Here is a 17411-nt window from a genome sequence, read left to right on the forward strand (position 1 = left end):
TACGTAGTTATTTTTTGGCGGGGTAAGAAATGAGTAATTTCAGAAATAAAATATTGTTAATCACTGGTGGTACAGGGTCATTTGGTAATGCAGTGCTGAATCGTTTTTTAGAAACAGATATAAAAGAAATTAGAATATTCTCTCGTGATGAAAAAAAACAAGATGATATGCGTAAAAAGTATAATCATCCAAAGTTGAAGTTTTATATCGGTGATGTTCGTGACTATAACAGCGTGCTCAATGCAACCAGAGGTGTTAATTTTATCTACCATGCTGCGGCTTTGAAGCAAGTGCCTTCATGTGAGTTTTACCCCATGGAAGCAGTAAAAACGAATGTTCAGGGCACTGAGAATGTGCTGGAGGCTGCGATTGTAAATGGTGTTGCTCGTGTTGTTTGTCTCAGTACTGACAAGGCTGTTTATCCGATAAATGCGATGGGTATTTCCAAAGCGATGATGGAAAAAGTGATGATAGCCAAAGCTCGTAATTTAGATCCTCATAAAACGGTTATCTGTGGTACTCGCTATGGTAATGTCATGGCATCACGTGGCTCAGTGATCCCGTTGTTCTTGCGCCAAATCATCAACGGCGATCCGCTGACCGTCACTGATCCAAATATGACCCGTTTTATGATGACGCTCAATGACGCGGTCGACCTGGTATTGCACGCTTTTGAACATGGCACCAACGGCGACATCTTTGTGCAGAAAGCGCCTGCGGCTACTATCGATGTGCTGGTCGACGCATTGCTGCAAATAACTAAAAAGCCTGATCATCAGGTTAATGTGATTGGCACCCGCCATGGTGAGAAACTTTATGAGGCCCTATGTAGCCGTGAAGAGATGTTTGTGGCTGAAGATCAAGGCGGGTATTACCGTATTCCATCCGACAATCGCGATTTGAACTACTCCAAATATAACGAAGAGGGTGAAAAGGATTTGTCGAGCGTTGAAGATTATAACTCTCACAATACTGAGCGCTTGGATGTGGCGAAGATGATCAAATTGCTGCATAAACTCGACTTTATCAGGGATATAGAGGCTGGTAGCCTGGTTGTGCCAGAAGGGGTATAAATGAAAATTCTTGTCACCGGCGCCAACGGTTTTATTGGTAAAAACCTGCGAATTTTTTTAGCTGAAGCAGGTTTTACGAATGTGACATGCTTTGAACAAGGCCATTCTCTAGCAGATCTAGCTGATATGGTTGCCGAAGCCGAATTTGTATTTCATTTAGCCGGTGTGAACAGGCCTAAAGATGAAATTGAATTTCATCAAGGTAATACTGATTTAACCCAACACCTGGTTTCCTTGTTAGGCGCGACTGGCCGACACATTCCTCTAGTATTAACGTCATCCATTCAGGCTGATCGCGATAATGCCTATGGCAAAAGCAAAGCGGCGGCAGAGCAAGTCGTTTTTGATTATATGCGTCAAACGGGTAGCCCTGTGTATGTGTATCGCTTGGCCAATGTTTTTGGTAAATGGTGTCGCCCAAACTATAACTCGGCAGTTGCTACTTTCTGTCATAATACCGTGCATGATTTGCCCATCACTATTCATGATGCCAAAGCGCCATTGGCGCTGGTCTATATTGATGATGTATGTGCCAGCTTTATCTCTTTACTAAGAGATGATTATCAACAATGCGGTTATAAAGAAGTTGAACCGGTTTATCATACCACAGTAGGGGAAGTGGCTGAGGCTTTGCAGAAATTTAAACAAAGTCGTATTAACTTGATCACTGAAGAGGTGGGCACCGGGCTAATGCGTGCTCTTTATGCTACCTACTTGAGTTATTTTTCACCCAGTGACTTTTCCTACACTGTACCGGGTTATAACGATCCGCGTGGCAGTTTTGTTGAAATGTTAAAAACCCCATCAGCGGGGCAGTTTTCATTTTTCACTGCTCATCCCGGAGTGACTCGAGGTGGTCATTATCATCACACTAAAAATGAGAAATTTTTAGTTATTAAAGGCACTGCGAGCTATCGCTTTAAGCAGATGATTACCGGTGAGGAATATTCAATTACCGTTGATGCTGGGGAGTATAAAATCATCGAAACTGTCCCAGGTTGGACGCACGACATTACTAATATCGGTGAGGATGAATTAATCGTAATGCTGTGGGCAAATGAGATTTTTGACCGTAGCAAACCAGATACCATCGCCAGCCCATTAGCATGAGTCATATTAGCCATGAAAAGTAAAATGAAAGTAATGACAGTAGTGGGTACACGCCCAGAAATTATCCGTTTATCACGAGTGCTAGTTGCGTTAGATCAATATTGTGAGCATATTTTGGTACATACTGGCCAAAATTATGATTTTGAATTAAACCAAGTCTTTTTTGATGACCTTGGCGTTCGTAAGCCGGATTACTTTTTAAGTGCAGCAGGCAGCACCGGTGCAGAAACGATCGGTAATGTGATCATTGGCGTGGATAAGGTATTGGCCGAGGTGAACCCCGATGCCATGCTGGTGCTCGGAGATACCAACAGTTGTATGGCGGTGATCCCAGCTAAGCGCCGTAAAATTCCCACCTTCCATATGGAAGCTGGTAATCGCTGCTTTGATATGCGAGTACCGGAGGAGATTAATCGTCGCATCGTGGATCATACGGCTGATATTAACCTCACATACAGTACTATTGCGCGTGATTATCTTCTTGCTGAGGGACTACCTGCAGATAGGATTATTAAAACTGGCAGTCCGATGTTTGAAGTGCTAAATCATTATATGCCGCAGATAGATAGTTCAGATGTATTAAGTCGATTGAAACTTAACGTGGGTGAGTTTTTTGTAATCAGCGCTCACCGTGAGGAGAATGTTGATTCACCTAAGAATCTCGTTAAGTTGTGGCAGGTTCTGAATGGGTTGGCGGAGAGATATGGTTATCCAGTAATTGTCTCAACTCATCCGCGCACTCGTAAACGGATTGAAGAGCAAGGACTTGAATTTCATCCATTAGTGCAACTGCTTAAGCCATTGGGTTTTCATGACTACAATAAGTTGCAAAAATCAGCCAAGGTGGTGCTATCAGATAGCGGCACCATAAGCGAAGAGTCTTCCATCATGAATTTTCCAGCATTGAATATTCGTGAGGCTCACGAGCGTCCTGAAGCGTTTGAAGAGGCTTCGGTAATGATGGTTGGTCTTGAGATAGAGCGTGTATTTCAAGCGCTACAAGTGTTGGAGTCTCAACCAGTGGGTGATCAGCGGCTGTTACGTCCAGTCGCGGATTACAGCATACCTAATGTGTCTGATAAAATTGTACGAATTGTGCACAGTTATCGTGATTATGTGATGCGAGTAGTTTGGAAAAAATATTAATGCGACTAGCGTTGTTGATTGATGACTATTTGCCTGGCAGTACGCGTGTTGGAGCAAAGATGTTTCATGAGTTGGCTTTATATTTGCAGATGCAAGGCCACCAAGTTACAGTGATAACACCTGATGCTTGCCAAACATCATTGCTTATGTGTGATGAACTCGATGGTGTGACCATTTGGCGCTTCAAAAGTGGTGAGATTAAAGATGTAGGTAAATTTAAGCGTGCTGTTAACGAAAGCTTACTGTCACTACGTGCTTGGTGGGCAGTGAGAGAAAAAATAGATGAGTATAAATTTGATGGGGTTGTGTATTACTCCCCTTCAATTTTTTTCGGTGGTTTGGTGCGCTGGCTGTGTCACCGCTGCCAATGCCCTGCCTATTTGGTACTACGTGATTTGTTTCCCCGTTGGGCAATCGATGCAGGGATGATTGGTGAGCATTCAATCATAACCCGTTATTTTCGTTTTTTTGAACACTTTAATTATCGCCAGGCCAAGATGATTGGCCTGATGTCAAATAATAATATCAAGGTATTCAAAGAAGATGGAAACCATTATCCCACTGAGGTATTACATAACTGGGCTTCGCTCACACCGATTATCCAGTTACCTTCCGATTATCAGCCGCTTCGCCAGCGACTGAAGCTACAAAATAAAGTGATCTTTTTTTATGGAGGAAATATTGGTCATGCACAGGATATGGCCAATCTGATGCGCTTGACCAAAGCGATGAGCCACTATCCACAAGCACATTTTTTATATGTTGGTCAAGGCGATGAGGTGGCTCTAATAAAGAAAATGGCTGAGGAATGGAACCTAAGTAACTTCACTTATCTATCATCTGTAAACCAAAATGAATTTAAGCTCATACTAGCAGAGATAGATGTCGGGTTATTTTCTCTCTCTGCAGATCATACCAGCCACAACTTCCCGGGAAAATTGCTTGGTTATATGGTGCAAAATATTCCTATTCTTGGAAGTGTTAATCAGGGTAATGACTTGATGGAGCTTGTAAATACTAATGGAGCAGGCATTATTAGAGTCAATGGTGATGATGTAGGTTTGTATGAAGCAGCTGAATCTCTGTTAAAGGACGTTAGTTTTCGTCTGCGGTTAGGCCGACAAGGCAATGCGTTGTTGAATCGGGAATTCTCGGTCTCAATGGCTGCTGAAGTTATTTTAAAAGAGTTTAAAAAAGATGGATTTTAGTCTAAGGTTTTTCGATGAAAATTTTAGAATCTGCATTATTAAATCAGCTGTACGATGATGCATCATCATCAGAACGGTTGCGTAGCCATTTTATGCTTCATGCTAACCATTCAGAAAAAGTGCAGAGGCTGATAATTGCTATGCTGAAAGGTAGTTATGTTGAACCTCATTATCATGAACTACCTCATCAATGGGAAATGTTTATTCTTTTGCGCGGTAAAATACGTGTTTGCTTATATTCAATTACAGGGGCAGTCTCACGCGATTTGATCATAAGTGAGAATGATCCTTTACCCCTGATTCAGTTCTTTCCTGGAGATATTCATAGCGTTGAGTGTCTATCAGAGAGGGCTCTGTTGCTAGAAGTGAAAGAGGGGCCTTTTGACCCACAGTATGCAAAGATAGTATGGAAAGGAGGACAGTAGTAGAGTTATGACCAAGCCAAATAATTAACGATGTTCTTAAAATAGCCTAAGCCATTATTTTCATAGAGCTAAAGTTTATAACTATAATTTCATATTCACGGAGTTTGGGATGGAGTACATTTTATTTTTCCTTGTTTCTTTTGCTATCCTTTTCTTTTTTAGAAAATTAGCAAAAAAGATAAATTTGGTTGACCGTCCTAATGAACGAAAATTGCATCAAGGATTTGTTCCTTTGGTGGGAGGGATTTCAATCTACTTTACCCTGACGCTGGTGCTCTGGCTTAAACCAGGATTGCTTATTAATTCGGATGTTTATGTGCTTTGTGCCTCAGTCTTGGTGATGATGGGCGCAATTGACGACAAGTATGATGTTGATTATCGTGTTAGATTAGTGGTGCAAATATTAATATCTTGTGCGATGATCTTTATAGCTGGTCTTTCATTAAAGAGTCTTGGTTATATTCTCTTCAGCTATGAAATAAATTTAGGGCCGCTTGGCTATATTGTCACCATCTTTGCAGTTCTTGGAGCTATAAATGCCTTTAACATGGTGGATGGTATTGATGGATTGTTGGGAGGGTTGACGATGGTTACCTTTGGCGCACTATCTTATATTCACTACGTCGATGGTCAACTGCAGTTAGCTCGTTTTTGTTTGTTAATAATGATAGTCATGATTCCCTATATATGCTTAAATCTGGGTTTCCCCTTCGGGAAACGTAAAAAAGTGTTTATGGGTGATGCTGGTAGTATGCTGATCGGATTTACCGTCATCTGGGTATTATTACAGGGAACTCAAGGACCCAAGGCGCAAATGACCCCTGTTACAGCGCTATGGCTGATTGCGATCCCTCTTATGGATATGACTTGCATTATGGTGAGGCGTATACGTAAAGGTGTCTCGCCATTTAAACCCGATCGTGAACATTTACATCATATTTGTCTACGAGCGGGACTTTCTTCCCATCAGGCACTAATGGTAATTTGTGGTACTGCAGCCTTGCTGGCCACGTTGGGGATCGCTCTTGAGAATAGCGGTGTGCCTGAGTGGATTAGTCTATTTTTATTTGGTTTGGTGTTTTTCTTCTATTACCAGTTACTAAACAATATCTGGCGAATTTTAGCAAAAATAAGACCCAAAACTATCAATGAACATCGCTGAATTATCCTCATCGACCACCTTCCAAGACCAATTGATACTTTTGTTAGGGAGTGGCGGTCAGCTTGGGTGGACATTATGTCAACAATTTAAATCTGTACCATTACCGGTTTTTTTACAAGCACGGTGCGACTTTCGGAAGCTAAAGGAATTAATTCTCTTGGTTAAGCGATTGCGGCCTAGAGTGATTATTAATGCAGCCGCCTTTACTCAGGTTGAATACGCAGAAATAGAGCCAAAGTCTGCCTATCAAATTAATGCACATGCTATGATCGCATTGGCTGAAGTTTCAAAGCAGGTCGGATCGCTTTTGGTTCATTTTTCCACCGACTATGTCTTTAATGGTGTTGGAAGTAAGCCTTGGCAAGAAGAGGATATACCAGCGCCTTTGAATGTCTATGGGTTGAGTAAATTGCAAGGAGAGCAAGCTATCTTAGCGAGTGGTTGCGAACATCTGATATTCAGGACTAGCTGGTTGCATAGTCCATATAGGCAGAATTTTTTAAAAACCATGTTACATCTTGGGCAAGAAAAAAAATCTCTTTCTGTTGTATGTGATCAGATTGGCTCTCCAACATCTACAGCTATGTTAGCACAGGTCACTTTGCAGGCGATTGATAAAGTCCTTTTGGACTCTCGTCTTTGTGGTCTCTATCATGTTGCAGCATCAGGCGAAACGAGCTGGTATAACTATGCCTGCTTTATTTTTGAAGAGGCTAGGGCGTTAGGGGTTGAATTGAAGGTAAGTGAAGTAAAGCCAATCACAAGTCATGGTTATCCCGTACTAGCCACCAGGCCACTAAATTCTCGGCTTGATACCGCGAAGTTTCGTACAACTTTTGGTATCGAGTTGCCTGACTGGAGGGATGGGGTAAGGGAAACATTGGGGCAGATCATCAACTGATTTAGGGATCGATATTGATAACTTCTTTATCAATTGAGGCACGTAAAGGCATCATCCTGGCCGGGGGATCCGCCACCCGTCTCTATCCGGCGACGCTGGCCATCAGCAAGCAACTGCTGCCGGTCTATGACAAGCCCATGATCTATTACCCCCTTTCAACCCTGATGCAGGCGGGTATCCGTGAGATTCTCATCATCAGCACGCCGCTGGATCTGTCCCGCTTCGAGTTGCTGCTGGGGGATGGCAGCCAGTGGGGGATGCATTTCAGCTACGCGGTGCAGGAAGAGCCTGCCGGGCTGGCGCAGGCGCTGCTCATTGCCGAACCCTTTCTGGCCGGCAACCCCTGCTGCCTCATTCTGGGGGACAACATCTTCTATGGCACCGAGCTGCCTCGCCAATTGCAGCGCGCGAGCGCCAAGACGCAAGGCGCCACCTTGTTTGCCTATCATGTACAGGATCCCGAACGTTACGGTGTGCTGGGGTTCGACGGTGAGGGGCGGGTCGAGTCGATCGTCGAGAAGCCGGTATCTCCTGCCAGCCAATATGCGGTGACGGGCATCTATTTCTACGATGCCACGGCAAGCGAGATTGCCCAGGGCCTGCGCCCTTCGTCACGGGGAGAGCTCGAGATCACCGATGTCAATCTCCATTATCTGGCACAGCAAAGTCTGGAGGTCTGTTTCATGGGGCGTGGTGCTGCCTGGCTGGATACCGGGACCCATGACAGCCTGCAGGAGGCGAGCAGCTTCATCCAGACCCTGGAGAAACGCCAAGGGCTCAAGGTGGCCGCTCCGGAGGAGATCGCCTGGCGCCAGGGCTGGATCTCTGACGAGGCGCTGGCGTCACTGGCACAGCCACTGGCAAAAAGCGGGTATGGCGCCTATCTGTTGCGTCTGCTGCAAGAGCCCTTTGGCAAAATGCACCCCGATTGGGATTGATAAGGCACTCCATTGGATGATATATCCTTGCCCATTATTCCAAAGAAAACACCTATGCACTTTATTTCATTGAAGATTCCGGATGTTATCCAGATCCGCCACCAGCGTCATCCAGATGAGCGGGGCGACTTCATGGAGCTGTTTCGCCACGATCTCTTCACCCGCAGATGCGGTGATTTTTGCTTCGTTCAGGACAATCTGAGTCGTTCCCGACAAGGGACACTACGGGGCCTGCATTATCAACGCCAGCGGCCCCAGGGCAAGCTGATACAGGTGCTGGCAGGCACCATCTTCGACGTGGCCGTCGACGTGCGCGCCGGGAGCCCGACCCTGGGCCAGTGGGTGGGGGTGTCGCTCTCGGCCGAGGAGGGAACCTCCCTCTGGATCCCGCCAGGTTTTGCCCACGGTTTTTATGTTCAGAGCGAATGGGCCCAGGTGCTTTACAAATGCACCGATTATTACGCTCCCGAGCTGGAAGCCTCCCTTCACTGGTCGGATCCGACACTGGCTATTGAGTGGCCCCTCATGGACAATGTGCCATTACGCTTGTCAGAGAAAGACCGTCACGCCCCTCTCTGGCAATCACCTCATCTTCAGAGCCCGATATGAACAAACAAGTATTCGATAATTCAGACAGTCAGTTGCCCCAGGGTTGGCAAGCCTCTTCCGGTGATGAAATCGATCTGCGTGAGCTGATCCTGGTCCTGTGGCGCCAGAAGCTCCTTGTCCTGCTGACGGCAGGTCTCTTTGCCCTGGCTGGTATCGCTTATGCCCTCCTGGCCCCCCAGGTCTGGGTCAGCCAGGCCGAGATCAGGTCGCCCACCCTCAAGGAGGTGGAGTCCCTCGAGCTCAACATCAATCAGCTGATCAATGCCCAGGTTCCGGTGGCGGCGTTTACTGCCTTTGACAAGAAGGCGCTCTATGGCGACTTCGTCAACAACTTCAACAGCTTCAACAACAAGCGCCAGTTCCTGCAAGAAAGGGGTTACCTGGATGCCGAGGCCGCGCAGGCCGATGTCACAGACCCCAAAGGCAAGCGGCTGCTGCTCAAGAAGATGGCCGAGGGGATCAGCGCCAAGGCACCGGACAAATTGCGTGAAGATGTGACGCTCTCCTTTGCCGCGGCCACGGCGGGGGAGGCCAAATCCCGGCTGGAGCAGTACATCGCCTTTATCCAGCATCAGGAGTCGGCAGCCAAGGGCAAGGAGCTGGATACCATCTGGCAGAACCGCATCAAGACGCTGCAGACCCAGTTCGAGAGTGCCAAGGCCGATACCCTCAAGCAGTTGCAAGACGATATTCTGCGTACCGAATATGGTCTGCGCATTACACAGGCGGCCGGGCTGGAGGCGCCGGTGCAGAATCTGCAGGAGCAGGGGAGCCTTCCCATCGATCTGGGGGCGCGCGCCCTCGCCGAGAAGCTCAAGATCCTCAAGGAGATCAAGAACCCCGAGTTCCTCAACCCGGCGCTGAGCGACCTGCGCCTGCAGTTGGGCAGCCTTCAGGCCATCAAGCTTGAAGCACAGCCCTTCCAGTCCTTCGCCTATCTGGCTTCGCCGAGTGAGCCCCTGAGCCGCGAACAGCCCAAGCGCCCTCTGGTCGTGGTGCTGGCTACCCTGCTCGGTGGCATGCTGGGGGTGGGCATCGTGCTGGTGCGCCATGCGTTTCGCCGACCGGAATCGGCACAAGGATGATTGAAGTGAACAAGGGGGGCTCTGCCCCCCTTCATGTATGGCGTGTCGGAAGAAAACGAGCATGAGCATGACACAGCAGGGAGCAGTGACGGTGACGACTGGGATATTGGGGGTTGTCAGCCTCCTTTACTGGTTGCTTGGCATGCATTTTTTCATGCACAACCCGGGCGGGGCAGGGCTCTATCTGCCGTTCAATGCCTGGGGCTGGATCTTCGCCAGCCTGGTGATGGCCCTGGGGCTGTGGCATGTGACCCTCAGCCAGCGACTGGTGGTCTCGCCGCTGCTGACGGCCCAGTGGCTGGGGGGCATCTTGTTGTTGCTGCCCATGGCCTATCCGGGAGCCGAGCTCAAGGACTATGCCATTCCCCGGCTGCTGGGGCTGTTTGCCGGCCTGCTGTTTCTGGCAAGCCTCTATCAGTGGCGATTCGGCCGCGAGGGGCGAGACAGGCTGCTCTATCTGCTGTTGGGGGCCGTTGCCATCGAGGCGCTGCTCGGCCTGGTGCAGTATTACCTGCTGGTGCCGGGCAACTGGATTGGGTACGACACCCAGACCAACCGCCCCTATGGCATCTTCCAGCAACCCAACGTGATGGCGAGCTTCATGGCGACCGGCCTGTCACTGGCCATCTGGCTGGAGCTGCGCGGTGATGCCAACCCCTGGCTCAAGGGGCTGCGCTATGGGGTGATCCTGGCCACTTCTCTGCTGCTGGTCATCTTGCAATCGCGGGTCGGGCAACTGGGTGGCATGATGGCTCTCTTGTTGCTGTCTGCCCAGCTGGGTCGTGAGCGGCGGCTGGGCAGGATGCTCGCGCTGGTGGCCCTGGGCATCCTGCTCGGGCTGGCTTCGCAATACCTGATGGCCGGAGCCAGACGAGGGCTGGAGATCTACCAGTCCGGCGGCATGCGCTCCATCTACTGGCCCTACGCCGCCAAGCTGATTGCCCAGATGCCCTGGACCGGTTGGGGCTATGGCAGCTTCGAGTCGGTGTTTCTCCATCACTACATGGCCGACAAGGCGCTGAACCCGGCCATGGTGCAGATCGAGTACAACCTGGATCACCCCCACAACGAGTTTCTCTACTGGGCGGTGGAAGGGGGTCTGGCCCCCATGCTGGGCATGGTGCTGATGGGCGGGGCCCTGCTGTTGCGTCTGAGCCGGGCGGGCTGGGTCAAGGGCGCCGCCTTGCTTGCGCTGGTGACCCCCATCTTGCTGCACACCCAGACCGAGTACCCCTTCTACCACGCCATCGCCCTGTGGTGGGCGCTGCTGCTGCTCCTGTATGCGATGGATGCGGAGGTGGAGGAGCAAGGCCACGGCAACTGGCGCGACCATCTGTGCCGCCCCTGGTTGCTGCTGCGCTTCATGGCCATCGCCATTCCCCTGATCGTCATCCCCTTCATGCTGACCGCCCTGCATACCGCCTGGGTGGTGACCAAGTATGAGCGGGGCGGTTACAAGCAGCCTGCGCTCCTGCTCGACATCGTCAACCCCATGGCCTGGCTGACCCGGGTGGAGTTCGACGTGAACGCGGTGCGCCTCATGGTCGGTCTGCAGGCCAATAACAAGGCGGAGCTTGAAGCGTACCTTGACTGGGGGCAGGCCTTCGTGCGCCATACCCCGAGGGCCAACATCTACGCCAACATGGTGATCGCCCTCAATGCCCTGGGGCGCACGGCGGAGGCGGACAACCTGCGGGCAAGCGCCCTGATGCTCTATCCGGGTGAGCCTTTGCTCACCGTGTCGGCCGCAAGAAAGGTGGCCGCGACCCTGGAGCGCAAGCCCTCTTCGTGAGGGCCGTTTCAATCTGTCTACCATCACGGCCGCCTTTGCGGCCGTGATGGTTTTTGTGCCCGCCTCGTTGAAGGGGGAGGGGGCTGGTTGCCAAAGAGGTTCCCGGCCATCCGTTCACCTCGCCCGCGCACCGCGGCCGTTTTGCTGTACAAGGTTGCAGCAAGGGTTTCATCGGCTCGCAAAAATGGGGTTATCTGCTGGACGGCGCAAGCGCCTTGGCTAAGATAACCGTCTTAACGTCTTGTTTGGCAAGGGAGTATGACATGGAGATAGTACTAGGCCCATTAGAGGCCCGCGTGATCGGCTGCCTGATTGAGAAAGAGATCTGCACGCCGGATCAGTACCCTCTCTCGCTCAATGCACTGGTCAATGCCTGCAACCAGAAGAGCAACCGGGAACCCGTGCTGGAGCTCGCCGAGCTGGATATTCGCGCCGTGATCGACGAGCTGATCCGCCGCCGTCTGGTGGTCAATACCGCCGGTTTCAACGCCAGGGTGCCCCGCTATCAGCATCGTTTCTGCAATACCGAGTTCGGCGAGCTGAAGTTCTCGGCCCAGGAGCTCGGCATCATCTGCGAACTCTTGCTGCGTGGTCCGCAGACCCCGGGTGAGCTGCGCTCGCGCACCAACCGGCTGTGCAGCTTTGACGATGTGACCGAGGTGGATGCCGTGCTGGCCACTCTCATCGAGCGGGGGCCCTATGTGGTCAAGCTGCCCCGTGAGCCGGGCAAGCGGGAATCCCGCTACGCGCACCTGTTCAGTGGCGAGGTGGATCTGCAGGCGCTGGCCGACGCGGCGCCCGCTGGTAACCTTGTGTCACCGGCGGCAGACAGACTGGCAGCGCTCGAGGAAGAGGTCGAGCACCTCAAGGGGCAGTTGCAGGGGCTGGAAGCCCGTCTGGCCCGGCTGGAAGGCTGAGCCAACAATCTGTTTCCAGAAGGCGCTGCGGCGCCTTTTTTGATGACCGCGCCCCTCCTGCGGCCCGTTGCCCGGTGGCAGGGGCGAGTGCCCTGTCAGCCCTGTCGCTCGCGTACCCATCAAAGGCGCCAGCTTTTTTGCACTATTTCGCGCTTAAGGGTCGAGCCGCCGCCGCTTTCCCGTTAAAATTCCGCCTTTGCACTTGCCCGTGAGTTCTGATGTCAGCCTTCACCCTCTCTTCAGATTGCCATGCCCTGCTGTGCGAGCTGCAATTGCAGCGCGCCGCCAGCACTCGTTACCTGCAAGACACCCTCTTTGCCCCGGGCGCACCCGGGCGTGCGCTGCTCGACACCCTCGATCAGTTGCAGCAGTGGGGGCTTGTCCGTCAACGAACGGAGCAGCAGTGGAGTCTGACGGCAGAGGGAACCCTGACCCTGATCCTGGCGGTGCGTGCGGGGGAGTGCCCCATGCCGCAGTGGTCCCGCATCCCTTCGGTCACGGGCCTGGAGCGGGCACAGGAGGTGGTGCGCGAGCTCTGTCTGGGAGACGCGGGGCAGATCCCGGCCTATTACCAGAGTGCCGAACTCCTGAGCCTCCTGGATCTTCCCGATGCTCCCCGCCTGCTGGCAGGCTCCAGCCCCGCCTGGCAGGCCCTGCTGCTCGAACACTTCGCCCTGCAGGCCCTGCTTGACGCAGAGCCTGACGAGGGCTGGCCGCTGGCAACGCTGGTTGCCTCCTGCTCCCCGGCGCTCTCTGGCCAGATCCAGGCTCGCGCCCGAGAATGGGAGTGGCTCTGCGGCCCCCTTGGCGGCGAGGTGACCACTCACTGGCCTGCGCTGCAACAACTGGCGCAGCAAGGGGATGAGCAACCCCTGGCCGAGCGGCTGCTGGGGGCGCTTGGCCAGGGGCAGGGGCAAGAGGCGTCGCCCTGGCCCCGGATGTTCAGCGCCCTGCTCTGGCTCGGCTGGTTGCAACAGGCAGATCCGGTGCAGGGGAGCGAGCAGCGCAAGAAGTGGCAGCGCAGTCTGGGCAATCACTCCCCCCTGCTGGCCGATCTGCTGGGGCAGTGGGCCGGAGATCGCCACGGCCAGGCGGTCGGCCTGTTCGATACCCTGCAACTGCCGCTGGAGGAGCTCCACTGGGGTTACCTCTGGCTCGATCTCTGCGCCCTGGCGCGCCACGGCGAGCAGAGCCCCCAGGTGACCATCTTGCACAAGTGGGACCTCTCCCACGTGCTGGACGCCGAGCCCCGGCATCGACTGATGGCCTTCTGCCAGGATCTGCTGCGACTCCTGCTTGGCCGGGAGGCCGCCCATTGGCCCCTGCGCGCGTTGCGCCCTGCTCAAGGGGAGGAAGAGGATGCCACCGAGGAGGAGGGCAAGGCCCCCGCCTCGGCAAGCTGGCTCAACTGGCTGCAGGGGTTGGGACGCTCGAGCGGGGTGCGCAAGCCCCAGGAGCGGCTGGTCTGGCTGCTCCACGCAGAGGGGCCTGAGCTTGAGTGCAAGATCCAGAAGCAGAGCACCAAGGGGGAGTGGACCGCCGGGCGAAGGGTCGATCCGGCCCTGCTTTCCACCCAGTACGCCAGCCTGCTGGACGAGGCGGACTGGGCACTGGTGCGCACCCTGCCGCGCAACATGGGCAAGCTGCCCCGGGATGCCTGGGTGCCCCTGGCAAACCATCCTCGCCTCTTCAATGCCAAGGGACAGAAGCTGCAACTGGCCGTCAGCGCCCCCCTGCTGCAACTGGTACAGAGCGGGGAGGGCATGAGCGCCAGACTACATCCTGCCCCCGCCGCCCGCGGTGCGCACATCGTCCCTCTGGCTCAGGATTTGTGGCAGCTTATTCTGACACCGCAGGCACTGCTGGACAGATTACCGGCCCTGGAGGCCATTCCGGCATTGTCGCCGGCCGGGCTCGAGGAGCTGCAACGCACGCTGGATGCGATCCCCGATCTCCCCTGGCACAGCCAGGTGGCGGGGCTCAGGGGCAATGCCGAGCTGGCCCCCTGGCCCGGCGTTCCCTCCGTCCTGCTCGACTGGCAGGAGGGGCAGCTCGTGGTCCAGCTGGTGACCCGGGAGGGGGACCTGCCGCCCTTGCCTCTGGGCAAGGGGGAGGCCATCGTGCGCCAGGGTATCCGGGAGTATCACTACTGGCAGCGGGATCTGGCTGCCGAGAAGGAGGATGCCCAGCGCCTTCGCAACCAGTTACCCATCGGCCTGCCCGGCAACGAGTGGAAGCTGGACGGGGAGCAGGCGCTCACCCTGGTCAACGCCCTGCCGGAGCTGGTGGACGCCGGTGTGGTGGTGCACTGGCACCAGGACAGCGCCCGCCTCAAGAGCCTTGATGAGGCGGCCCTGAGCCTGCGCATCGAGCGGCGTCAGGACTGGTTCCAGGTGGAGGGGGCGCTCTCGCTGGACGAGCACCAGATCCTCGATCTTCGCCTCATCCTGCGCCAGCTGACACCGGGCCAGCGCACGGTGCAACTCGACGAGAAGACCAGCCTGATGCTGAGCGACAAGCTGGTGGAACGCCTCACCGTGCTCGGCGCCATGCTGGACAACGAGCAGCGCATCAACAACAAGCTGGCCTATCCGCTGGCCCGCCTGCTCTCCGTCATCACCACCGAGGGGGATGCCGCCTGGCAGAATCTCCAGCAGGAGTGGCAGCAGGAGGTGAGCTGTCCCCCTGAGCTGCTGACGGCGCTGCGGGACTATCAGAAGGAGGGCGTACGCTGGATGGCGACCCTGGCCCATCACGGCTTTGGCGCCTGTCTGGCCGATGACATGGGCCTGGGCAAGACCTTGCAGGCCCTCATCGTGCTGCGCATGCGCCAGCACCTGGGCCCGGCGCTGGTGGTGGTGCCCAAGTCAGTGGTCACCAACTGGCAGGAGGAGGTGGCCCGCTTTGCCCCCGAGCTCGAGGTGGTGGTGTTCGACCATCCCGCCGAGCGGGAGACCCTGATCCAGGGGGCCAGGGCCGGACAGATCGTCCTGGTCAACTACGGCATGCTCGGCAGTCTCTCCCAGGCGCTCAAGTCCCGCCGCTGGTCGAGCATGGTGCTGGACGAGGCACAGCAGATCAAGAATGCCGGTACCCAGCGCGCCAAGCTGCTGTTCCAGCTCGACGGGGATTTTCGCCTCGCCCTCTCCGGCACCCCCATCGAGAACCATCTGGGGGAGCTGTGGAGCCTGTTCAGCTTCATCAACCCCGGCCTGCTCGGGAGCCTCGGGGAGTTCAAGCGCCGCTTTGGCAAGGCGGTCAAGGATCCCCAGCACATGGCGATGCTGCGGGCGGTGATCAGCCCCTTCATCCTGCGCCGCCTCAAGCAACAGGTGCTGACGGAGCTGCCGGACAAGACCGAGATCATCCATCACATCAGCCTCTCCCCCGAGGAGCGTCAGCTCTACGAGGCGACCCGGCGCGAGGTGGTGCAGCAGGTGCAAAGTGCCGATGGCCGTGCCCTGATGCATGTGCTGAGCGGCCTGACCCGGCTGCGCCGACTCTGCTGCTCCCCCCAGCTGGTGATGCCGGAGTGGTCCCAGACCAGCAGCAAGCTGGACGAGGCGATGGCGCTGCTGGACGAAGCCATCGATGGTGGCCACCGGGTGCTGGTGTTCAGCCAGTTTGTCGATCTGCTGAGCCTGCTGCGCAGCCGTATCGAACAGCGGCAGTGGGACTACTGCTATCTGGATGGGGGCTGCTCGGCCAAGTCCCGTCAGGAGTCCATCCTGCGTTTTCGCCACGAAGCGGTGCCGCTCTTCCTCATCAGCCTCAAGGCGGGGGGCACGGGCCTCAACCTGACCCAGGCCGACACCGTGCTGCACCTCGATCCCTGGTGGAACCCGGCGGTGGAGGATCAGGCGAGCGATCGGGCGCACCGCATGGGCCAGACCCAGCCGGTGACCGTCTATCGCCTGGTGTGCGAGCAGACGGTGGAGGAGAAGATAGTGGCGCTGCACGACGAGAAGCGGGCACTGGCCGACGGCCTCCTGAGCGGCCAGTCCGAGGTGAAGGGGCTGGATGTGGAGAGCCTGCGGGCACTGCTGATGAGCTGACGGCGATGGGCTGTCGCCCGATGTGACAAGGGGAGCATCCGTGATGCTCCCCTTGTCATTTGTGGCGGTGCCGAGCCTGCGCTACCCCTGATAGAGGTAGAGGTGCAGCCGCTCTATGATGGGGTCACCGCCAATCTTGCGATCCCGGCGTGCCTGGCGGAGTTTGGGCGGGTAGTGGCCCAGATGGGTGACGGCCGGCTGGGTATCGGAGCAGAGCAGCAGGGGAAGGCTCGCCTTGATCTGCTGCTTGCGGGGCTCCCTGTCCTGCCAGAGCAGGTTGATCATGGGGTGGGTCTTGACCGGCCTGCGGATCCGCAGGGCGGCATCCGCCGGCAGGCGGCGAATGTCGTATACCTCCTGATCCACCATCTTGCTCCACTCTTCGTTGTCAAAGAGCGCCGGTACATACCGGCGGCTGCGCTCCAGCATCTCCAGTACCTGCTCCCGGCTGAGGCGGCTGATGCTCTGCTTGTCGGCCCAGGTGAAGCCCAGCGAATGCAGATCCCCCTGAAGCCAGGTCAGCTTGCGATAGACCTGCAGGGTGATGACGCCGGGCAGGGCGCCGTGCACCAGCTCGAACTTCTCGTCCCGCCCGCCCGCCGCCTGCACCATGGCCTTGAAGGCGAGCTTGTGCGCGTTGATCTCCTCGATGACGGGGGCCAACACCCTGGCGCAGGCGGCAGGAAAGCGCAGCCAGCCGGGCAGACGGTGGGTCGCCTTGGTGGAGCAGCCGGGGCGGGCGCTGTGGTCCTGAAAGGCTGCGAGGGTGGCGGCCAGGGCCGCCTCGCCCGAGAGATAGCCCACCTCGATGGCCTCGATGGGCTCATGCTCTTCCCCCTGGGCCACGGCCGGGAGGGGATAGACATGAGCCTCCAGCAGGTCGAGCTGGCCCAGTTGCCGGGCAAGGCGTGCCAGCGACGCCTCCAGCAGGGCCATCTGTTGACGCAGGGCGGCGGTGGGGGTAAAGGTGTCCATCGGCAGATCCTGTGT

14 protein-coding genes are annotated in these 17411 nt (G+C 55.1%); 13 read left to right on the top strand and 1 reads right to left on the bottom strand.

What is annotated here, in order from left to right; genetic code table 11:
- Positions 1–29: 29 nt before the first annotated feature.
- The 13 genes from AB5Y80_RS11055 (at position 30) to AB5Y80_RS11115 (ending at position 16421) form a co-directional block, all read left to right on the top strand.
- Positions 30–1073, top strand: coding sequence for a polysaccharide biosynthesis protein (locus AB5Y80_RS11055; RefSeq protein WP_323941042.1), 1044 nt, complete (start codon positions 30–32; stop codon positions 1071–1073).
- Positions 1074–2183, top strand: a complete 1110-nt coding sequence (locus AB5Y80_RS11060; protein ID WP_319892254.1) for an NAD-dependent epimerase/dehydratase family protein — start codon at positions 1074–1076, stop codon at positions 2181–2183.
- A gap of 12 nt (positions 2184–2195) precedes the next feature.
- Positions 2196–3329, top strand: coding sequence for a non-hydrolyzing UDP-N-acetylglucosamine 2-epimerase (wecB, locus tag AB5Y80_RS11065; RefSeq protein WP_323912210.1), 1134 nt, complete (start codon positions 2196–2198; stop codon positions 3327–3329).
- Between the two features lie 59 nt (positions 3330–3388).
- Positions 3389–4537: a glycosyltransferase family 4 protein gene (locus tag AB5Y80_RS11070; RefSeq protein ID WP_323941043.1), complete on the top strand. Its 1149-nt coding sequence runs from the start codon at positions 3389–3391 to the stop codon at positions 4535–4537.
- A gap of 14 nt (positions 4538–4551) precedes the next feature.
- The gene (locus AB5Y80_RS11075; RefSeq protein WP_323912207.1) at positions 4552–4962 is read left to right on the top strand and encodes a WbuC family cupin fold metalloprotein; all 411 of its coding nucleotides are present in this window, start codon (positions 4552–4554) and stop codon (positions 4960–4962) included.
- 109 nt (positions 4963–5071) lie between these two features.
- A complete protein-coding gene (gene wecA, locus AB5Y80_RS11080) occupies positions 5072–6124 on the top strand; it encodes a UDP-N-acetylglucosamine--undecaprenyl-phosphate N-acetylglucosaminephosphotransferase (protein WP_323912206.1) in 1053 nt (350 codons plus the stop codon).
- The gene (gene rfbD, locus AB5Y80_RS11085) at positions 6111–7025 is read left to right on the top strand and encodes a dTDP-4-dehydrorhamnose reductase (RefSeq protein WP_368172931.1); all 915 of its coding nucleotides are present in this window, start codon (positions 6111–6113) and stop codon (positions 7023–7025) included. The genes wecA and rfbD overlap by 14 nt, the downstream gene beginning before the upstream one ends.
- 32 nt (positions 7026–7057) lie before the next feature.
- Positions 7058–7963 carry a glucose-1-phosphate thymidylyltransferase RfbA gene (gene rfbA / locus AB5Y80_RS11090; RefSeq protein ID WP_323941106.1) on the top strand — a complete coding sequence of 302 codons (906 nt, stop codon included), beginning with the start codon at positions 7058–7060 and terminating at the stop codon, positions 7961–7963.
- Between the two features lie 54 nt (positions 7964–8017).
- A complete protein-coding gene (gene rfbC / locus AB5Y80_RS11095; RefSeq protein ID WP_042017517.1) occupies positions 8018–8572 on the top strand; it encodes a dTDP-4-dehydrorhamnose 3,5-epimerase in 555 nt (184 codons plus the stop codon).
- Complete coding sequence (locus AB5Y80_RS11100) at positions 8569–9657, top strand: Wzz/FepE/Etk N-terminal domain-containing protein (RefSeq protein ID WP_323941046.1); 1089 nt, start codon at positions 8569–8571, stop codon at positions 9655–9657. The genes rfbC and AB5Y80_RS11100 overlap by 4 nt, the downstream gene beginning before the upstream one ends.
- Positions 9658–9799: 142 nt before the next feature.
- Complete coding sequence (locus AB5Y80_RS11105) at positions 9800–11449, top strand: Wzy polymerase domain-containing protein (protein ID WP_368172932.1); 1650 nt, start codon at positions 9800–9802, stop codon at positions 11447–11449.
- A 263-nt stretch (positions 11450–11712) separates the two neighbouring features.
- Positions 11713–12366: a YceH family protein gene (locus AB5Y80_RS11110; protein ID WP_039040218.1), complete on the top strand. Its 654-nt coding sequence runs from the start codon at positions 11713–11715 to the stop codon at positions 12364–12366.
- A gap of 218 nt (positions 12367–12584) precedes the next feature.
- Entirely contained in the window at positions 12585–16421 is a 3837-nt protein-coding gene (locus tag AB5Y80_RS11115) for a DEAD/DEAH box helicase (protein ID WP_368172933.1), read from the top strand.
- Between the two features lie 81 nt (positions 16422–16502).
- Here AB5Y80_RS11115 and AB5Y80_RS11120 read toward each other — a convergent pair whose 3' ends face one another.
- A complete protein-coding gene (locus AB5Y80_RS11120; RefSeq protein ID WP_042877736.1) occupies positions 16503–17396 on the bottom strand; it encodes a DNA replication terminus site-binding protein in 894 nt (297 codons plus the stop codon).
- Positions 17397–17411: the final 15 nt, after the last annotated feature.

It is taken from the genome of Aeromonas sp. R2-1 (assembly GCF_040908425.1).
GTDB classification, from domain to species: Bacteria; Pseudomonadota; Gammaproteobacteria; order Enterobacterales; family Aeromonadaceae; genus Aeromonas; species Aeromonas caviae.